At 37.5% G+C, this 19,173-nt stretch carries 18 protein-coding genes and 1 pseudogene; 15 read left to right on the top strand and 4 right to left on the bottom strand.

The features are described 5' to 3' along the window. Window positions 1-458: 458 nt before the first annotated feature. The 15 genes from AA0X71_RS16450 (at window position 459) to ahpF (ending at window position 15,599) form a co-directional block, all read left to right on the top strand. A complete protein-coding gene (locus tag AA0X71_RS16450) occupies window positions 459-608 on the top strand; it encodes a hypothetical protein (protein WP_413356395.1) in 150 nt (49 codons plus the stop codon). 644 nt (window positions 609-1,252) lie between these two features. Continuing rightward, window positions 1,253-1,975, top strand: a complete 723-nt coding sequence (locus AA0X71_RS16445; RefSeq protein WP_413356394.1) for a GntR family transcriptional regulator — start codon at window positions 1,253-1,255, stop codon at window positions 1,973-1,975. Window positions 1,976-2,075: 100 nt separating this feature from the next. Then, window positions 2,076-3,419 carry a M20 family metallopeptidase gene (locus tag AA0X71_RS16440; RefSeq protein ID WP_413356393.1) on the top strand — a complete coding sequence of 448 codons (1,344 nt, stop codon included), beginning with the start codon at window positions 2,076-2,078 and terminating at the stop codon, window positions 3,417-3,419. A 67-nt stretch (window positions 3,420-3,486) separates the two neighbouring features. Continuing rightward, the gene (locus AA0X71_RS16435) at window positions 3,487-5,052 is read left to right on the top strand and encodes an ABC transporter substrate-binding protein (RefSeq protein ID WP_413356392.1); all 1,566 of its coding nucleotides are present in this window, start codon (window positions 3,487-3,489) and stop codon (window positions 5,050-5,052) included. Between the two features lie 75 nt (window positions 5,053-5,127). Then, the gene (locus tag AA0X71_RS16430; RefSeq protein ID WP_413356391.1) at window positions 5,128-6,045 is read left to right on the top strand and encodes an ABC transporter permease; all 918 of its coding nucleotides are present in this window, start codon (window positions 5,128-5,130) and stop codon (window positions 6,043-6,045) included. 12 nt (window positions 6,046-6,057) lie between these two features. After that, a complete protein-coding gene (locus AA0X71_RS16425; RefSeq protein ID WP_413356390.1) occupies window positions 6,058-6,975 on the top strand; it encodes an ABC transporter permease in 918 nt (305 codons plus the stop codon). Between the two features lie 16 nt (window positions 6,976-6,991). Then, on the top strand, window positions 6,992-7,984 hold the full coding sequence (locus AA0X71_RS16420; RefSeq protein WP_413356389.1) for an ABC transporter ATP-binding protein: 993 nt from the start codon (window positions 6,992-6,994) through the stop codon (window positions 7,982-7,984). Continuing rightward, entirely contained in the window at window positions 7,981-8,991 is a 1,011-nt protein-coding gene (locus AA0X71_RS16415; protein ID WP_413356388.1) for an ABC transporter ATP-binding protein, read from the top strand. The genes AA0X71_RS16420 and AA0X71_RS16415 overlap by 4 nt, the downstream gene beginning before the upstream one ends. A 27-nt stretch (window positions 8,992-9,018) precedes the next feature. Next, complete coding sequence (locus tag AA0X71_RS16410; protein ID WP_413356387.1) at window positions 9,019-10,137, top strand: NAD(P)/FAD-dependent oxidoreductase; 1,119 nt, start codon at window positions 9,019-9,021, stop codon at window positions 10,135-10,137. Window positions 10,138-10,178: 41 nt separating this feature from the next. After that, window positions 10,179-10,496, top strand: a complete 318-nt coding sequence (locus tag AA0X71_RS16405; protein ID WP_413356386.1) for a (2Fe-2S)-binding protein — start codon at window positions 10,179-10,181, stop codon at window positions 10,494-10,496. Beyond that, complete coding sequence (locus AA0X71_RS16400; protein WP_413356385.1) at window positions 10,493-11,581, top strand: NAD(P)/FAD-dependent oxidoreductase; 1,089 nt, start codon at window positions 10,493-10,495, stop codon at window positions 11,579-11,581. Before AA0X71_RS16405 ends, AA0X71_RS16400 begins: the two co-directional genes overlap by 4 nt. 21 nt (window positions 11,582-11,602) lie before the next feature. Further along, entirely contained in the window at window positions 11,603-11,932 is a 330-nt protein-coding gene (locus AA0X71_RS16395) for a (2Fe-2S)-binding protein (RefSeq protein WP_413356384.1), read from the top strand. After that, a complete protein-coding gene (locus tag AA0X71_RS16390; protein WP_413356383.1) occupies window positions 11,933-13,006 on the top strand; it encodes an NAD(P)/FAD-dependent oxidoreductase in 1,074 nt (357 codons plus the stop codon). 484 nt (window positions 13,007-13,490) lie between these two features. Then, window positions 13,491-14,054 carry an alkyl hydroperoxide reductase subunit C gene (gene ahpC / locus AA0X71_RS16385; RefSeq protein ID WP_413356382.1) on the top strand — a complete coding sequence of 188 codons (564 nt, stop codon included), beginning with the start codon at window positions 13,491-13,493 and terminating at the stop codon, window positions 14,052-14,054. A 12-nt stretch (window positions 14,055-14,066) separates the two neighbouring features. After that, the gene (gene ahpF, locus AA0X71_RS16380) at window positions 14,067-15,599 is read left to right on the top strand and encodes an alkyl hydroperoxide reductase subunit F (protein WP_413356381.1); all 1,533 of its coding nucleotides are present in this window, start codon (window positions 14,067-14,069) and stop codon (window positions 15,597-15,599) included. Window positions 15,600-15,838: 239 nt separating this feature from the next. On the opposite strand, the gene AA0X71_RS16375 is transcribed toward ahpF, so the two are convergent. The 4 genes and pseudogenes from AA0X71_RS16375 to AA0X71_RS16360 all read right to left on the bottom strand — a co-directional run bounded on the left by AA0X71_RS16375 (window position 15,839) and on the right by AA0X71_RS16360 (window position 18,995). Next, window positions 15,839-16,747, bottom strand: coding sequence for a Gfo/Idh/MocA family protein (locus AA0X71_RS16375; protein WP_413356380.1), 909 nt, complete (start codon window positions 16,745-16,747; stop codon window positions 15,839-15,841). 112 nt (window positions 16,748-16,859) lie between these two features. Next, window positions 16,860-17,618 (bottom strand): annotated as a pseudogene (locus tag AA0X71_RS16370) (SDR family oxidoreductase). Window positions 17,619-17,951: 333 nt separating this feature from the next. After that, window positions 17,952-18,362, bottom strand: coding sequence for a transcriptional regulator Spx (spx, locus tag AA0X71_RS16365; RefSeq protein WP_413356379.1), 411 nt, complete (start codon window positions 18,360-18,362; stop codon window positions 17,952-17,954). Between the two features lie 21 nt (window positions 18,363-18,383). Beyond that, complete coding sequence (locus AA0X71_RS16360) at window positions 18,384-18,995, bottom strand: TetR/AcrR family transcriptional regulator (RefSeq protein ID WP_413356378.1); 612 nt, start codon at window positions 18,993-18,995, stop codon at window positions 18,384-18,386. Window positions 18,996-19,173: the final 178 nt, after the last annotated feature.

Here is a 19,173-nt window from a genome sequence, read left to right as displayed (position 1 = left end):
ACTGATAAAAGTAATCGCTTTGACAAAATTATTCTTTTTCTTCAATATAATATACTCTGTTGGGCATGTTTAACATTTGAAAAAAGAAAATACTATAAAAATGGAGGTACAAACATGGTTAAGGTTACACATGCAGCAATTGCGGCAATTACAAGTGAAGTTCAGGATGTCATTGATGAGGGGAAAAAACCACTGATCCGTTTTTCAATGGGTATTGGTTGAGGGGGTCCTCAGCTTCGTCTGACTCTGGAGGAGTCAGCTTTAGAAAATGATGAAATCACTGAACAAGATGGTATCGGCTTTTTAGTAAATGAACGAGATCAGGTTTATTTTAATGATGCAAAGATTGACTATATTAAGACATTATTCGGTGGCGGACAATTTACGGTGCTTCGAGTTTAAGTGAAAGTGCTTCCAAATTTTTAAAATCTTAGATTTGATAGAAGTGAGCCTTTAATTTGAAAAATCATTGGAATAATCGTTTTCAAGATGAGAATTATGTTTACTGTACAGAGCCTAATGATTTTATTTCCGAAATGAAAAAAAGCTTTAATTATCCGAAAATGCTTTGGCTATTGCTGAAGGTGAAGGTCGAAATGCCGTTTTAAGCAAAACAAAGAATGAATGTAATGGCTTAGGGCTTAGGATTTTTTGCTGAATCCGGACTGTAAAACCGGGTGGTTATTTTCTAACAGAAATTTATTCGATTTATCAACCTCCATATCAAAGCGGAGGGCCAAAAGAATCGAAATGAAGGAAATGCGTGGCTATGTGAAGTAAGAGATGAGAATTACTTATGGGTGAACCCGGCTGATGCAAAGAAAAAGGAGATTACAACTGGAGATGAGGTGCAAATATTAGCTTTGGTCATTTTGCATACGGATCAGTAGTAGAAAAAATTGATGGAAAAGAACAAAAATCAGTAGAACGCTATGGACATTTACCATTTGAATTTTAATATATGGGGTAAACTACCTTAATGTTAAGCATTCACCATCGTCCGATTCAACACATTAGTTGAGATTCTGTTTTCGTTTCTAAAGCTTAATTCTGCCCTAGACATGGTAAGTGGTTACAATTTCCAAGTGGAGGAAAGGATAATGCCTAGTACGTTTGTTAATATTATAACGGTATAAATATAAAAAATAAAAAATTAAATTTTCAAAAAAATAACTTGATTTCTTTTTCTAGTGTTGTTAATCTATAAAAAACAAAAAATATAACATTATAACTTTTAATATAGGAGTAAACAATGAAATTAAATAGAGATTTACCAACTCCACTATATCATCAAGTAAAGGATTATTTAGAAGAAAATATTATTCAGGGAAATTGGGAAGAAGGATACCAGCTTCCAGCAGAGAGGGAATTAGCGAAGCAGTTAAAGGTTAGTAGCATTACGGTTAAAAGAGCTATACATGATCTAGTTGATAGAGGTCTTTTGTTTAGGCAGAGAGGAAAAGGGACATTTGTTAGTAAAAGAGAAGACAAAGATATTTTTCAGTTAGTTACTTTAAGAAATGAAGCTAGCGATCAAAAATCTCATCCCCATAAAACGCTAAGCTTTGAGGTATTAGATGCAGGTCATTCGATTGGTACTGCTTTAAACATTGAACCAAGTGATAAGGTATATCGTATTCATCGATTGAAAATTGAGGATAGCAATCCAGTTGTTATTGAGTATACCCATATCCCTACTTCTATATTACCGAGCTTGACGAAACAAGCAATTGATGATGATTTAATTTATAACATGTTTGTAAATAAATATGGAGTGTATTTGGGAAAGGCCAAAATATATTTCTCTACCATTATCGCATCAGAGTATGAGGCAAATCTTTTGAATATCGAAAGTGGGGAACAATTATTTGTGATAGAAAGATACACGTTTACACAGGATGATCAAGCAGTCGAGTATTCGAAATTTATTATTAAACAGGATAAAACGCGTTACTTCGTTGAAGTGAAATTATAATTGTGGTTGGTTATATTAATCATCACTTAAAAAAGATATAAAGTTATAACTTTATAATTTTATATAATTACGAACCATATACAAGGAGGGGAAAGAAGGGTTGGAAAAAGTATTTCGTTACATTGAAGAGAATGCACAGCAGTATACAGATTGGCTTATCGAAGCATGTAACCAGCCAAGCGTATCCGCGCAAAATCGTGGAATGTCTGAAATGAAAGATTTTGTTATATCTTTGTTAAACAAGATAAACGCAGAAGTCGAAGAGATAGAAACGAATGGCTATCCAATTATTTATGGTGAAATCAATAGTGGGAAAGAAAAAACCCTTACCTTCTATAACCATTATGATGTACAACCGGAAGACCCTATCGAGGAATGGCTTAGTAACCCTTTTAAAGCCGAAATACGTGAGGGGAAAATATTTGCTCGAGGGGTTGCAGACAATAAAGGGAATTTAATAGCGCGAATTTGTGCAGTGCACGCTTTTCAGCAAGTGTATGACGAACTTCCAGTGGATATTAAGTTCATATTTGAAGGGGAAGAAGAGGTGGGAAGTCCGCATCTAGAATTTTTTGCGAAGAACTTTCCTGAAAAACTAAGAACCGATGCCATAATATGGGAGGGCGGTTCTAGAGGAGTGGAGGATAAGCGCCCCCATGTTGGCTTAGGTGTAAAAGGGATAAGTTATGTAGAGCTAGTTTGTAAAGGGGCAAAAACAGATTTACACTCTTCAGAGGCTGCGATTATTGAAAATCCGGCATGGAGATTAGTTTGGGCATTGAATACTTTAAAAGATCAAGAAGAAAATATTTTAATCGATTATTTTTATGATGATGTTGCTCCTTTATCAGAAAGGGAACGGACATTTATTCAATCGATGTACTTTGATGAAGAACACACAAAGGAGTTATATGGAATAAAAGAGTTCCTCAAGGGTGTGACAGGAGACAAGTTAAAGGAAGCACTAACGGCTGAACCTACTTGTACCATCTGTGGAATTGAATCAGGCTATACCGGAAAAGGGTCGAAAACGGTACTTCCATCTGTTGCAAAAGTGAAATTGGATTTTCGATTAGTTCCAAATCAAACACCTGAAAAAATAGCAAAGCTACTTCGCCAACATTTAAATAAGCATGGATTTGAAGATATAGAGATTTTACAATCACACGGGATTTTACCATTTAACACAAATCCTGAGGATCCATTCGTTGATGTAGTTCTAAAAAGTATAGATGAGGTTTATAAAGAGAAACCAGTGATCTTGAGAAATTTGGCAGGTTCAAGTCCAATGTATAAGTTGCTTGAAAATACGAATATTCCAGCCGTTCAAATAGGGGTTGCGAACGTGCTATCGAATTACCATGCGCCGAATGAAAATATCTACATAGATGACTACATACAAGGAATTAAAGTAACTTCAACTGTGGTTAATAATTTCAGATAACTCACTAAAATCAGAAATCTGAAATTTTAAAATATAAAACGAACAATCAAAAACAGGGGGGAAAGGAATGAAGAAAACGTATAGGTCTCTATTAGGGGTAATGTTAGTGGCAATATTATTAGTTGCTGGTTGTAGTGGGGGTTCTACAACATCAGGTGAAAATGAGCAAGGGAATGAAGGTAGTGAAAATGGGGGAAAAACAACATTAACAATCGCACAAAGTGCTGATTTAACAACGATGGACCCTCAAAACTCCTTAAGTACAACTGGAGATCGAGTGTTCAGAAATATGTTTAGCCGATTGTTTTACCGTGACAATAATATGGAAATTCAGCCAGAACTGGTTGATACTTACGAAAGTATTGATGATGTAACGTGGCATTTTAAATTAAAAGAAGGGGTTACTTTTCATAATGGGGATGCATTAACTGCTGAAGACGTAAAGTTCAGTTTAGAACGAGTCATGACAGATGATACGTTAAAAGAATTTCCTTATTTCAAACAATTTTTAGAAGTGAACGCTGTTGATGAACTTACAGTAGAAATTAAAACAGACGGCCCAATGCCAACGATTCTACCTTTGTTGGCAAAGAGTGGTTCTGATATTTTACCGAAGAATTACTTTGAAGAAGTAGGGGTTGAAGAGTTCCAGAAGAACCCAATTGGTTCTGGTCCATATAAATATGTGGAGTGGAAACATGATGATAGAGTTGTTATGGAAGCATATGATGATTATTTTGGAGAAGCACCAAAATGGGAGCAGGTTATTGTTAGGGCGATTCCAGAAAGTTCAACACGAGTGGGTGAGTTATTGACGGGTGGAGTTGATATTGCAACAGATATTCCTCCAAATGAGTGGGACCGTGTCAATGGCGAAGAAGGAATCTCTTTAGTGAATGGAGATACAACACGTGTTATGTTACTGATGCTTCGCCATACAGATGGCTATGTGACAGCGGATCCAAAAGTAAGGGAAGCAATCGATTTAGCGATTAATGAGCAGGCAATAGTTGATTCCGTTCTTAAAGGTACTGCTGTACCAGTTCGCTCACGGGTGCCAGAAGGCATTATTGGAGCTAACCCAGATTTATATGATACTTACGTGTATGATGTTGAAAAAGCAAAAGAATTGCTAGCTGAAGCTGGTTATGAAGATGGTCTTGAATTAACCTTCACTGCACCAAAAGGAAGATATCCACTAGATGGAGAGGTAGCGCAATTGGTAGCGAGTATGCTTGGTGAAGTGGGGATTACGGTTAATTTAGAACTATTAGAATCAAGTGCGTTCCTAGATAAATATAATTCAAATTCGAATGAGGAAATGATCATGATTGCACTAGCAGATGGACTCTTAGATGCCTCTTATTCTTTAGTCCATTACACAAAAGAACGTGCAGCTGGTCAAACGGACTATTACAACGAAGAGGTTGAAGAATTATTCAATGCTGCAAATCAAAACTTAAATGCTGAAGAAAGAATTCAACAATACCAAAAAATTGCTGAAATTGTAGCTGAAGAAAGACCGCATATTTTCTTATTCCAACAAGGGGCTAACTATGGGGTTAGCGATTATATGAATTTTTCTCCTAGATTAGATGAAGTAATCAATTTCGATGACATTACAGAAAAGTAGTACGCAATAAAATGACGAGCGGGGCATGAAATGAGATTTCATTTCGTCCCGCTTACGTTTTAAGGAGGTTAGAAGTTGAAGAAGTATCTTTCTAAAAGATTACTACAAATTATTCCTACCCTGTTTATCATAACCTTTGTGGTTTTTGTATTAGTCTATATGGCTGGAGATCCTGTAGCATTAATGCTTCCTGAAGATGCTTCGGAAGCTGACCGTGAAGCATTAAGAGAAGCTTTGGGACTAAATAAGCCATTTCTCGTACAATTTGTTACCTTTCTGAGCAACTTAATAACAGGTAATTTTGGAACTTCATTTCGATATAACCAAGAAGCTTTGCCGTTAGTGTTGGAACGACTTCCTGCTACTTTTGAATTGGCAACTGCATCTATGATTGTGGCAATCATCATTGCTATTCCTCTAGGAGTTTATTCAGCAAGAAAAAGAAATAGTTTTGTAGATTTATTTATTACAGGTGGATCTGTTCTTGGGAAAGCAATGCCTAACTTTTGGTTGGGGATCATGTTAATTCTTTTATTGGCGGTGAACTATCAGGTATTTCCAGTGTCAGGTCGAGGCACGATAGCTCATTTAATATTACCAGCAATTACGTTAGGAACAGGGATTGCAGCAGAGATGACAAGATTAATTCGCTCGAGCATGCTAGAAATCTTGAATCAAGACTATATTAGGACGGCAAAAAGTAAGGGAGTTAGTGATTCAAAGGTCGTATTTGTCCATGCATTTAGAAATTCATTAATACCGGTAGTTACGATTATGGGTCTGCAAATATCTTCTCTTGTTAGTGGGGCATTAATTACGGAAACTGTCTTTTCATGGCCTGGCTTAGGATTGTTATTAGTTCAAGCTGTGAATGGTCGTGATATGGCGATTGTGCAAGCAGCTGTATTTGTGATTGCGGTATTGGTTATTGTGATCAACCTCTTGACAGACCTAATATACCGATTATTAGACCCAAGGATTAATTATTCATAGGAGGGGTGAATCGTGGAAGCCAATATCAAAATCAATCAAGAAAATACGGTAACACCAACTCTAAGAGTGAATTCATGGAAGAGATGGTTGAAGATGCTACTTCATAGTAAAACAGGTACAGTTGGATTTTTGATCGTCTTTGCCGTTATATTTGTTGCCATTTTTGCAAGTTTTTTAGCTCCACACGACCCAGCAGCCAATAATTTAGGGGATATGCTAAAACCTCCTGCCTGGGCAGAAGGAGGTTCACTTACCTATTTACTAGGTACGGATAACTTAGGGCGAGATATTCTTAGTAGAATTATCTATGGATCCCGTGTTTCCCTACTTGTTGGAGTCTTCTCCGTTATTTTAGCTGGGGCTATTGGGATTATAGTAGGACTTTTAGCCGGTTATTATGGTGGGATTATTGACACCGTATTAATGAGATTAGTGGATTCTTTTCTTGCCATTCCTAGTATTTTATTTATTCTCGTTGTGCTATCTATCTTTAATCCAAGCCTAATCGTACTAATTGTGGTTATCGGTTTTACCAACTGGGTCACCTATGCGCGTGTTGTACGTGGAGAAGTATTAAGTATCAAGGAAAGGGAGTTTGTAAAAGCTTCAAGGTCAATCGGAACAAAGAATATAACGATTATGATAAAACACGTTCTGCCAAATATTATCTCATCATTCATTATCATATCAACATTGAGTGTGGCCACAACGATTGTTCTAGAAGCTTCTTTAAGTTTTCTTGGATTAGGGATACAACCACCTGAGGTATCATGGGGCGGAATGTTAACAGATGGACGAAATTATTTAGCAACAAACTGGTGGCTTGCGACCTTCCCAGGTATTGCCATAACAGTAACAGTGCTTGGAATTATTTTCTTAGGGGATTGGCTCAGAGATGTATTAGATCCAAGGACACAATCAAGAAAATAGAGGGGAGGTAAAAATGATGAGTCAGTCAGCTACTTTATTAGAAGTAAAAGATTTAAAGACCTACTTTTTTACAGAACATGGTACCGTACCTTCTGTCAACGGAGTATCTTTTCATGTAAAAAAAGGTGAGACAGTTGGGATTGTTGGAGAGTCTGGATGTGGGAAGAGTGTAACCTCTTTATCTTTACTCCAATTAGTAGGCGAACCAGGAAAAATAGTAGGTGGTGAAATCCTTTTTAATGGAGAGGATTTGACAAAGTACTCGAATAGACAGATGCGAGATATTCGGGGCAACAAAATATCGATGATTTTCCAAGAGCCTTTAACTTCACTTAATCCTGTCTTTACGATTGGTAGGCAAGTTTCTGAAACAATACGTCTTCATCAACATGTTGAGAAGAAGAAAGCAAAAGATTTCGCCATTAGAATGTTAGCAAAAGTAGGGATCTCAAATGCAGAGAAGGTCTATTCTTCATTTCCACATCAACTTAGTGGAGGAATGCGCCAAAGGGTAATGATTGCGATGGCGCTATCTTGTAATCCTCAATTGTTGATTGCTGATGAGCCTACTACAGCATTGGATGTTACGATACAAGCTCAAATCATCAAACTGATGAAGGAATTAAGCAAGGAACTTGATACATCGATTATTATGATTACCCATGATTTAGGGGTTGTGGCAGAAATGGTTGACCGCGTTATTGTTATGTACGCTGGACAAATTGTCGAACAAAATAATGTCTATGATTTATTTAAAAAGCCGTTGCATCCTTATACGAAAGGATTGTTAAATAGTACACCTAAAATCCATCAAAGTAAGGACCAACTTGAATCGATTGAGGGAAACGTGCCGACTCCAAAAGATATGCCAAATGGTTGTAAGTTTCATCCAAGATGTCCTTTTGCTTTTGATAAATGTAGAGAGCAGGAGCCTCCTTTATTTGAATTAAATGAGGGGTCAGAGGTAAGATGCTGGCTTAGTGCGGAAAAGGGGGAGGTTACACGATGACATCTACTAATGTATTAAATAAAGTAGATGAAGAATACTTATTGAAAATAGAGGGGTTAAAAAAATACTTTTCTAGTACTTCTGGTATTTTTCGAAAGTCAACCCGTCATGTAAAGGCTGTAGATGGGATCGATTTTTTTGTTAAAAAAGGAGAAACATTAGGAATTGTAGGAGAGTCAGGTTGTGGGAAATCAACAACAGGAAATTTAATTCTAAGACTGCTAGAGCCTACTGAAGGAAAGATCATCTTCGAAGGTAAAGACTTGACGAGTCTGAATGAACGTGAAATGCAAAAAGTTCGCAAAGATATTCAAATGGTGTTTCAAGATCCGTTTTCATCCTTAAATCCTAGAATGAGAGTGTTTGATATTATAGCAGAGCCACTTCGTACACATAATGTTTCAAAAGGAAAGCAACTAGAAAATGATGTGTATGAGTTAATGGAGACGGTTGGTCTTGACCGTACCTTTTCCAAAAGGTATCCACATGAATTTAGTGGTGGTCAAAGACAGAGAATTGGTATTGCACGTGCCCTTGCATTAAAACCAAAATTAATCGTCTGTGATGAACCTGTATCAGCTCTGGATGTTTCGATTCAAGCGCAGATTCTCAATCTATTAATCGATTTACAGGAAAAGTTCGATCTCACATACATTTTTATTGCCCATGGAATACCGGCAGTGAAATATATCAGTGACCGAATAGCTGTTATGTATATGGGAGAAGTAATGGAAATTGCTTCTAAAGATGAATTATTTTCACATACGCTCCATCCCTATACAAGTGGATTAGTCTCTGCTGTACCAGTACCAGATCCTATATTGAGGGATCGAGAGAATCGTTTAATACTAGAAGATGACTTACCAACACAGATCGAAGATACAGACGGGTGTAGATTTTATTCGAGATGTCCATTTCGAACGGAGAAATGTTTAAAAGAACGTCCAGCTTTAAATGAAGTTCGGAAGGATCACTTTGCAGCATGTCATTATCCGTTATCAATTTAAAAAATAAAAAATGGGAGGAATAATGAAATGAAAGTAGTCGTTATAGGTTCAGGTATTGTTGGAGCTAGTACAGCATACCATCTAGCCAGAAAAGGGATTGAGGTAGTTGTAGTGGATAAAGCTCATCAAGGGCAGGCCTCTGCTGCAGGTGCTGGGATTGTTTGCCCATGGATTACTAGAGTGGAAGATCCGGATTGGTTTACGATTGCGAAAAATGGTGCTCTCTATTACCCTCAGTTGGTTTCTGCTCTTCAGGAGGATGGGGAGGAAGATTTAGGATATCGTATGGTTGGTGCGATGGCTGTTAGTAAAAGTGAGGAAGAATTAGATGTTATTGAACGTAGAATTCTCGACCGAAAGAAAGAAATACCAGAGGTCGGTGAAGTAACTCGCCTCTCTGAAGAAGAGGTTAAAGAGCTTTTTCCGCCTATTAGTGAAGATTTAAAAGCTGTACATGTGACCGGTGGTGCTCGAGTGGATGGTCGTTCATTAAGAGATGCTATGCAACGAGCAGCTAATAAGCATGGAGTAACTCGTTATTCTGGGAAAGCAGAATTAGTTACTGAAAATCAGAAGGTAGTGGGTGTAAAAGTCGATGGAGAAATGATCGCTGCTGATAAGGTAATTGTGACAGCAGGTGCTTGGACGAAACAGCTACTTGCACCATTAGGAGTAGAGATCCCTATTGAACCGCAACGAGGACAAATTATTCATTTCAAATTACCAAATGTTGATACATCTAAATGGCCAGTTGTGCTTCCGCAGAATAGTTATTATATGCTTGCCTTTGATGATTCAAGAGTGGTAGTTGGAGCAACAAGAGAAGACGGAACAGGGTTTGATTATCGCTTTACAGCTGTCGGTGTAAAAGAAGTCATTGAAGCAGGACTTGAAATTGCACCAGGTCTTGCGGATAGTACCTTACACGAGATGAGAATTGGATTTAGACCAGCAAGTCCTGATATTTTGCCATTACTTGGAACGATCCCTGATTTAGAAGGAATCATCATTAGTACGGGGTTAGGTGCATCAGGTATTACAATGGGACCTTATGTTGGTGTGTTGGCTGGAGAGATAGCTCTTGAAAACGAAATTGATCTAGATTTAACACCTTATAATCCTTTAAGAGTAACTCAGAAGGTTTAACGAAAGCTATCAACTATTAACATATAAGTAGGTGTGTATGGATGCATATAGAGAACCACCCAGTGTTTGGAAATAGATTACTTAAACCGGTCACTATATATTTTGAAGGACGTCCTTTAAAAGCTTATCAGCATCAAAGTATAGCTGCTGCATTAATGGCTAATGATGAAAAGAAATTAGGATTAAGTAGAAAAAATGTGCAAGCGAGGGGACTTTTCTGTTCTCGTGGTAGGTGCTGTAGCTGTTATATGACGGTAAACGGGGAAGAACACGTTAGGTCGTGTATGACACAAGTAGAGGAAGGAATGGAGATTTTCCTTAATAATGAGGATCCACAGATCAGGAGTGAAGGAGAATGAATACCGATGTTTTAATAATTGGAGGAGGTCCTGCAGGACTTTCGGCAGCGATTGAGCTCGGGGAGAGAAATTTAGATGTGACCATTGTCGATGAATTCTACCAACTTGGAGGGCAATTAAGACAACAAACACAAGTCTTAACCTCGTTACCATCTCATTTTCAACCAATAAGAGGCTTTGAATTAGCAGAAAAACTGGTAGAACAAGTGAATCAGCTACCGATCCGAAAGCTGCTGAAACATCGAGTCATTGGGTTATATAAAGATGGGAGTATTGGGGTCACGGATGAAGAAAATGTTTTCCCGATAAATGCAAAGAAAATCCTTGTGGCAACGGGTGCATATGATAAAACGATTCCTTTTCTAAAATGGACATTACCTGGCATTATGACAATTGGTGCGGCTCAAATCTTAATTAATAGAGATTTGGTCAGTCCTGGGAAAGAAACAGTTATTGTTGGATTAAGTGATTTTTCTTTAGATGTTGCTATGCAACTCCAACATGTAGGGATCCAAGTCAAAGCCATATTGAAACCAAATGGGCAAACGATAATTTGTAATCAAGGAAAGTATAATGAAGTCCTATCTGCTGGTATACCTATTTATAAAAATGTAGAAATTCTTGAGGCGAAAGGAAATGGAAAGGTAGAAGAAATCATCATAAATCACGATAGCCAACAGAAGTCGTTTAATGTTGATTTTGTGGGAATTGATGGGGGAAGGTCTCCGATTCTTGATATTTTTTATCAGCTGGAATGTTCCTTTGGATATAATGAGGATTTGGGAGGATGGGTACCTCAATATAATTCAAATTTAAGAACATCTAATCAAGATGTATTTCTAGCTGGAAATGCTTCAGGAATTAGTCCATCTGGTGTTTTAATACTAACAGGGCAAGTAGCAGCTATTAGCATTGCCGAAGAATTAAAGGCTATCAGCAAAGGAGAAGCAGAGACGTTTCGAAATAGTTATTGGAAGGAAATTGAAAAAATTGAATCGAAAGAATCACCTATGACTTGGAAGGCAAGAAAAGAGCATATCGAAGATTTTTTACAACCTATGTTAAAAGATCAGTTCATCTCTTAGCGAATAAAAGAAGGTGTATGAATGGATAAAGCGACAATTATTTGTAGGTGTGAAGAAATAACCTACGAGGAAATTGAAGAAGTAATTGGGCATGGCGCCGCATCTTTTGATGATATAAAAAGATTAACTAGATGTGGTATGGGACCTTGTCAATCAAAGGTTTGTTCCCATCTTGTTTTGCAAACAATTCACGAAGTGACAGGAAAACCTTTACAAGAAGTCGCCTTGCCTAGAATGAGAATGCCTATTACTCCGATAAAAATTGAAACATTGGCAACGAACAGCACAGAATTCTCTACAGTTAAATCTGTCTTAGATGAGCTAGAGTTAGAGGATGGGAAGGTGAAGTAAATGATAAAAGACTATGAAACTCTCATCATTGGTGCTGGCGTCATAGGAAATAGCATTGCTTATCACCTTTCAGAAAGAAGCAATGAAAGCATAATGGTATTAGACAAGAACTTTCCGTTGTCAGGTACGTCAGGATCGACTCAGGCATGGGTATGGGTACATAATAAAAATCCTTCTTGGTATGCTGAATTTAGCATGTATAGTGCTGAGCTTTACCCCTATTTATCGAAGAAAATCGGAGACGTAGAATACAAACGGACAGGTGGGCTTTCTCCTTTTTTCAACGAATCTGATAGAGAGAAGGCAAAAAAACTAGCTGAATCATATCGAGATATTGGGATAAAAATTAAGGTTTTAACTAGAGAAGAAGTACTAGAAAAAGAGCCGTTTTTAAATCCCGCCGTTGCAGGGGCAACATTTAGCAAAATTGACGGAAATGTAAATCCATTTCGCTTAGTAGATATGCTCATGCGAGCTGCTAAAAAGCAGAAGGTAGAATATTCTTACTATACGACTGTAACAGGTATTGAAAGAAAGGGAGATTCCTATATCATCGCAAGCAACGAGGGAACATATCGCTGTAAAAAGTTGATACTCGCAGGTGGTACATGGTCAAGGGAGATTGGGAAAATGCTTGGGATTCTTATCCCTATTAACCAACTGAGAGGACAAATTATAGTGACAGAGCCTTTACAGCCATTCTTAAATTATACGATTAGCGGAATGAGACAAGCAAATAATGGGGAAGTATTGATTGGATACTCAATGGAACAAGCTGGTTTTAATCGGGCGACTACTCTTGATGTTATACAAGAAACAGCCAATTTAGCTCAGCATTATGTTCCTGCGATTAGAAAAGCAAAGATAGTCCGTGCTTTCTCTGGAATTAGAGCAATGCCTGAAGATGGTTTTCCTATTTTAGGGGAGATATCAGGACATGAAAATCTTTATGTAGCTGCTACACATAGTGGCGTCACACTATGCCCGCTAATCGGGACCCTAATGACTGAATTAATCGTTGATGGAGAAACATCTATCCCGATTGATCGATATTCTATAAAAAGGTTTGGATAGAAGGTTTTCCGCTTATAATAATTGCCGCAAATAGAGGCAACTGTATTGATTATTTATGCCTAACATCCTTTCATACTAGCACTTAAAAACTTTAAATACGTGATGCAGATTTCCAGATGGGAGATCTGGAACTGACAAAAGCTCAAGTCCTTAAGTTGTAAGGATTTGAGCTTTTTTGCCCGTAATTTTACATTTTCCTCTTCGAAAAGTGGATGGTGCAAATGGCTGGAATTTTCTTATGATAAGAATGAAACAACTGTTATTTTGGAGGAATGTTCTCATTTCAGTTTTTTCTCACTCCGGAGTTTGTGAATACCAAATAATGAAGAGGGGTTTTAATTACATGATTTGTGACAAAAATGTGAAATAAATCACATTTAATTGACATACAATAATTATTATATGATGATAACTATATAATAATAATTATTATAAATAAAATCCTTAAAAGGGATTTTGGTATTTCTAAGGGAGGAATTTTTAAATGTCTTTAATTGGAAAAGAAGTATTACCATTCACAGCACAAGCGTATCACAATGGAGATTTCATCACAGTAAGTGAAGAAAACTTTAAAGGGAAATGGAGTGTTGTTTGCTTTTATCCAGCAGATTTCACATTCGTTTGCCCTACTGAGCTTGAAGATCTTCAAAATGAATATGCAACATTAAAGGATCTTGGCGTTGAAGTATACTCTGTTTCAACAGATACTCATTTCACGCACAAAGCATGGCATGATCATTCTGAAGCGATTGGCAAAATTAAGTACATTATGATTGGCGATCCGTCTCAAAAAATTTCTCGTAACTTTGAAGTATTAGATGAAGAAGCAGGTCTTGCACAACGTGGAACATTCATTATTGACCCAGATGGGATTGTTCAAACCGTTGAAATCAATGCAGATGGTATCGGTCGTGATGCTAGCACACTTGTGAACAAAATTAAAGCCGCTCAATATGTACGTAACAATCCAGGTGAAGTTTGCCCAGCTAAATGGCAAGAAGGCGGAGAAACACTTAAACCAAGTCTTGATCTTGTAGGAAAGATTTAAGGAGTTTAATCGATGTTATTAGATGCAGATATAAAAGCACAATTAGCCCAATATCTTCAGATGATGGAGGGAGATATTCTTCTTAAAGTGAGTGCTGGAGATGATCAAGTTTCCCGTGATATGCTCGCTTTAGTCGATGAATTAGCGACGATGTCTTCCCATATTAAAGTGGAGAAAACAACATTAGAAAGAACCCCTAGCTTTAGTGTGAATCGAATCGGTGAAGATTCTGGCATTGTTTTTGCTGGTGTTCCTCTTGGTCATGAATTTACCTCTTTAGTGCTTGCTCTCCTTCAAGTAAGCGGACGAGCTCCTAAAGTGGATCCGAAAATCATCGATCAAGTGAAGAACATTAAAGGAAGTTATCACTTTGAGTCTTATATTAGCTTAAGCTGCCATAACTGTCCTGATGTCGTTCAGGCACTGAATGTGATGGCCGTTTTAAATCCTGGCATCTCCCATTCGATGATTGATGGAGCCGCTTTTAAAGACGAAGTGGACCGTAAAGAGATTATGGCCGTTCCTACTGTTTTCCTTAATGGAGAATCATTCGGAAGTGGTCGTATGTCCCTTGAGGAAATCTTAGCGAAAATGGGCAGTGGTCCTGATGCTTCTGAGCTTTCCGACAAAGAACCATATGATGTTCTAGTCGTTGGTGGTGGACCAGCAGGTGCAAGTGCCGCTGTGTATGCCGCACGTAAAGGAATTCGTACTGGTATCGTAGCTGAACGTTTCGGTGGTCAGATTTTGGATACCCTTGGAATCGAAAATTTTATAAGTGTGAAGTACACCGAAGGCCCTAAGCTTGCGGCAAGTCTCGAAGAGCATGTAAAAACACATGAAAACATTGATATTATGAACCTTCAACGTGCGAAGCGTTTGGAGAAAAAGGATCTGATTGAGGTTGAACTTGAAAATGGTGCCGTCTTAAAAAGTAAAACGGTCATCCTTTCAACAGGTGCCCGCTGGCGTAATGTCGGCGTGCCAGGAGAACTGGAGTTCAAAAATAAAGGTGTCGCCTATTGCCCACACTGTGACGGTCCGTTATTTGAAGGGAAACATGTAGCCGTAATTGGCGGTGGCAATTCTGGCATCGAAGCTGCGATTGATTTAGCGGGCATTGTGAAGCATGTCACCGTCATTGAATTTGCTCCAGAACTTAAAGCGGACTCCGTCCTTCAAGAACGATTAAATAGTTTAGCAAATGCAACGGTCATCAAAAATGCTCAAACGACTGAAATTACGGGAACGGATAAAGTAAACGGAATTTCATATAAAGATCGGGAGACAGGAGAAATTCATCATGTTGAACTTGAGGGTGTCTTCGTCCAAATCGGTCTAGTTCCGAATACAGAGTGGTTAGATGGCACAATTGAACGCACACGTATGGGTGAAATTGTCGTCGATAAGCACGGCTCATCAAGTATTCCTGGTGTATTTGCTGCAGGAGACTGTACAGATAGTGCATATAAACAAATTATTATTTCGATGGGTTCAGGTGCAACCGCCGCATTAGGCGCATTTGATTACTTAATTCGGAATTAAATATCATTGAGATAAGATAGATAGAAAGAAAGTTGCCTTATTTTTGAAAAGCAACTTTCTTTTTGTTGTACTACAACGACTAATGGGGGTAAATAGAACGATTAAAGGAAAGTAATGGAAATAGATAGAATACATAATTTTATGATCAATCACCAACAGTCCAACTTTTTATCAATTAGAAGAGTTTCCTTTAATATGTTTTTGATTTTTCTTTTTGTATGAGCTGGCTTATCGTTCATTTAAGCAGCTGATTCAATATACTCCACAATTCTCTCGCAAATCTCATGGGTAATCAGTGAATCATCAATGGATGGTTCAGGAGTGTAATTATTTTGAACGCAATCGATAAAATGATCTAATAATTGATAAAAGCCTCGTTTATAAAGGGTGGGTTCCCAATCACCGAATTTTGAAATGTTTATTTCTTTATTATGATAGTGAGTTGTTTCAACAAGACTGTTTACGACGAATTTATCATTTCCAGTCATGTATTCAATGATTTCTTCTGTGACACCGCTATTTCTGTTCATGATTCCGATAGCGGTACAGCCTTCTCCAACAAGTGTGATGACAATATGGTCAAGCAATTCACCATTTTTAAGATAATCAACCTTGACTTCCTCGACGGGAGTGTCCATCAAAAATCTCAGTGTATCAATAACATGAATAAAGTCCTCAACCACAAATCTTCGTACAAAATCAGGAGCTGAAAATCTGTTTTTCTGCATGATAATTAAGTTTGCTTTTCCTTTTTCTTTCAGTTCCTTGACTTTCGGGATAAATCTTCGATTAAAACCTACCATCGCGATCTTATTATTCTCTTTAGCAAGCTGGACAATTTTTTCAGTTTCATGAAAGTTCATTGATATTGGTTTGTCTATGTATGTGTGAATCCCATTTCTTAATAATGTTTCCGCTATTTCAAAATGGGCTTCGGTGGCAGTGCTCACAATCGCTGCGTTGATACCTATTGCTATTAGTTCCTCAACAGACTGAACCTTTTCTTGAATCCTGTATTTTTTTGACAAACTATTTAACGTTTCAGCATTTCTTGTACAAAGCACTAGTTCAATCTCTTCTTTTTCTGAAAGTACAGGTAGATAGGCTTTCTTCGCAATATCACCCAATCCAATAATTCCAAATTTCATCTTCATCTCTCCATTATTAACTTTCTTACTAATAAGCATCTTATATTTATAAAAATAATACAATAAAAGCCCCCTGAAATATTTTTCAGGGGGAGTTCATCATTTTCAATTATTAGTACGCCGTCCAGCCAGCATCTGCAGCAATGACTTGTCCATTTATGAAGCTTGATTCATCGGAACCTAAGAAAAGAGCCAATTGAGCAATCTCCATTGGTTGACCGACACGTGGCATCGTCCCACTTCCAGTCATTTGGCGACCCATTCCAAATTCGGAAATATTAGTCATTGTTGAAGCGATGTTTGTTTCGACACCACCAGGGGCGATCCCGTTACAGCGGATACCTGATTGGGCATACATGTAAGCAGTGTTTTTAGTTAATCCCGTTACAGCGTGTTTAGATGCCGTATAGGCGGCACCTGCACGAGCGCCACGTAGACCACCAACTGAAATGTTATTGACGATAACGCCGTGCCCTTGTTCTAAAAAGATATTCGTCGCAATACGCATTGCACGCATAACACCAGTAGTATTAACGGCAAAAACGCGGTCCCATTTTTCATCCGTAATCTCTCCGACAGGTTCCATTCCATCCATAATGCCTGCGTTGTTCACTAAAATGTCGAGCTTTCCAAATGCTTCTTTCGTATCAGCAAATAAGTTTTCTAAGTCTGCTAATTCAGCAACGTTTGTACGGTTAGCAATGGCAACTCAGCCGTTGCTGGTAATCGCCTCCGCTACTACTTGAGCACCCTCATAGTTATAGTCAGAAACTATGACTTTTGCTCCTTCTTTGGCATAAAGTTCGGCAATTGCCTTCCCCATACCTGAAGCTGCACCTGTGACAATCGCTACTTTATCTTTTAATCGCATAACAAAATCCCCCTTGAATGTATTAAAATGTACAACAACTCCCCTTATTAAATTATTGTACATTTGTTCAATAAAGTCATAATATTCTTTTCTGAAATCGATTGCAATAATAAACCGTCGATATCGTACACCAACATGATTTTCCAGGCTCCGTTGCTGAAATGATTGTACCTTTGGTTACTATTCTTAATAGATATGGAAGCAGATGAGCTGCTTATAAGGTAAAAGCAATCATTACAGCAAATGGACTCTGAAATGATTGCTTTTATAGGAATGGCTAGGATGGATACATATTCATGAAATAAGTTTAACTAGAATAAGTCAGATTCATCGTTAATTTTCTAATAAGAAGTTATTTTTCATCTGCCATTGTAGCCATTCAACTTTGCGTGTTTTTCGTGGGAGAAACTGGCGAATATACTCCTCATTATAACCAACTAGTAGTTTTTTCTCATCCTTGATAATGGGGCTTTTTAGCAATCGTGGTTGCTTCTGGATGATTTCAAGTAGCTCTAGTAAGGAAAGTTCATCTAAATCTAAATTCATCTCGCTATAAACTTTGGATCTAGTGGCAATAATATCTTCTGTTCCATCTATTGTCATTCGGAGAATTTCTTGAAGTTCACTTATCGTAAGCGGGTCTTTTATAATGTTTCGCTCACAATAGGCAATTTCATTCTTGTTCATCCATTGTCTAGCCTTCCTTGTAGATTTACAATCTAATCCATATATGGTTATCGTCACTTCGCATTCTCCTTAATTTTTTTATTTGTAAATTCCGTGTTTGATTAAATTCATACAAATTTTGAAGTTTTTCATCGCTTCATCATCGGTTAAACCCTTTACTATTTTCTCGATGAAATTATGAAAGGCGATTGCCATGATGATTTTGAAGATATGTAGTAGATCATTCTCGTCTTTAATGTTTAATTGTTCTTTATCGATTAATTCTATGAATTCCTTGATATGCTTATTGCCATGAGTAGCATCGATCATGTTTGTAAATGAATTTTCTACTTTGTTTGTCGTATATAATAAGGCGTTTTTGAGAAAGCTTCGTTCCTCCTCATCCGGTAAAATGAGTAAAAAATGGTGGTACAATTCCTCCATAGTACGAATGGGATCGCCATTATGTTTCGTTAATAAGGTAAGAAAAAGATTTTTACTTTCTTTTAGTTTTTCATCTAACAAATAAAAATAAAGATCTTCTTTGTCTTCAAAGTATTGATAGAAGCTCCCCCTTGGAATTCCCGCCATTTTTATAATATTTGCTATAGAAGCTTCGAACAGAGGCACTCTCGTAAATTCCTTTTCAGCTGCTTCAATTAACGTTCGAATTTTATGCTCAGAAAGATTAAAAAACGTTTGTTTTGGCAATGTTTTTCCTCCAAGGTCAGCTGATGTGACATGATGTCATTTGTTTTTGTTTATCATATATGACACGGTGTCATTTGTCAATTTCCTACTGGTGGAGAATTGTGTCGAAAATGTGTCTGGATTAATATAGGTTGTGGTAGGGCTCATTATAATCAACAGCAGAACTTTTAAGAATGGC

Origin of the sequence: Robertmurraya phoenicis (assembly GCF_047302285.1) — a bacterium.
Taxonomy (GTDB): Bacteria; Bacillota; Bacilli; order Bacillales; family Cytobacillaceae; genus Robertmurraya.
Note: the sequence above shows the minus strand (reverse complement) of the source record. Positions and strands in the feature narration are given on the sequence as shown.

Excerpts from the sequence above, each read along its gene's own strand:
- AA0X71_RS16445 (WP_413356394.1), top strand. The coding sequence starts at position 1,253 with ATGAAATTAAATAGAGATTTACCAACTCCACTATATCATCAAGTAAAG.
- AA0X71_RS16395 (WP_413356384.1), top strand. The coding sequence starts at position 11,603 with ATGGATAAAGCGACAATTATTTGTAGGTGTGAAGAAATAACCTACGAG.
- AA0X71_RS16435 (WP_413356392.1), top strand. The coding sequence starts at position 3,487 with ATGAAGAAAACGTATAGGTCTCTATTAGGGGTAATGTTAGTGGCAATA.
- AA0X71_RS16415 (WP_413356388.1), top strand. The coding sequence starts at position 7,981 with ATGACATCTACTAATGTATTAAATAAAGTAGATGAAGAATACTTATTG.
- ahpC (WP_413356382.1), top strand. The coding sequence starts at position 13,491 with ATGTCTTTAATTGGAAAAGAAGTATTACCATTCACAGCACAAGCGTAT.
- ahpF (WP_413356381.1), top strand. The coding sequence starts at position 14,067 with ATGTTATTAGATGCAGATATAAAAGCACAATTAGCCCAATATCTTCAG.
- AA0X71_RS16405 (WP_413356386.1), top strand. The coding sequence starts at position 10,179 with ATGCATATAGAGAACCACCCAGTGTTTGGAAATAGATTACTTAAACCG.
- AA0X71_RS16375 (WP_413356380.1), bottom strand. The coding sequence starts at position 16,747 with ATGAAATTTGGAATTATTGGATTGGGTGATATTGCGAAGAAAGCCTAT.
- AA0X71_RS16390 (WP_413356383.1), top strand. The coding sequence starts at position 11,933 with ATGATAAAAGACTATGAAACTCTCATCATTGGTGCTGGCGTCATAGGA.
- AA0X71_RS16420 (WP_413356389.1), top strand. The coding sequence starts at position 6,992 with ATGAGTCAGTCAGCTACTTTATTAGAAGTAAAAGATTTAAAGACCTAC.
- AA0X71_RS16410 (WP_413356387.1), top strand. The coding sequence starts at position 9,019 with ATGAAAGTAGTCGTTATAGGTTCAGGTATTGTTGGAGCTAGTACAGCA.
- AA0X71_RS16400 (WP_413356385.1), top strand. The coding sequence starts at position 10,493 with ATGAATACCGATGTTTTAATAATTGGAGGAGGTCCTGCAGGACTTTCG.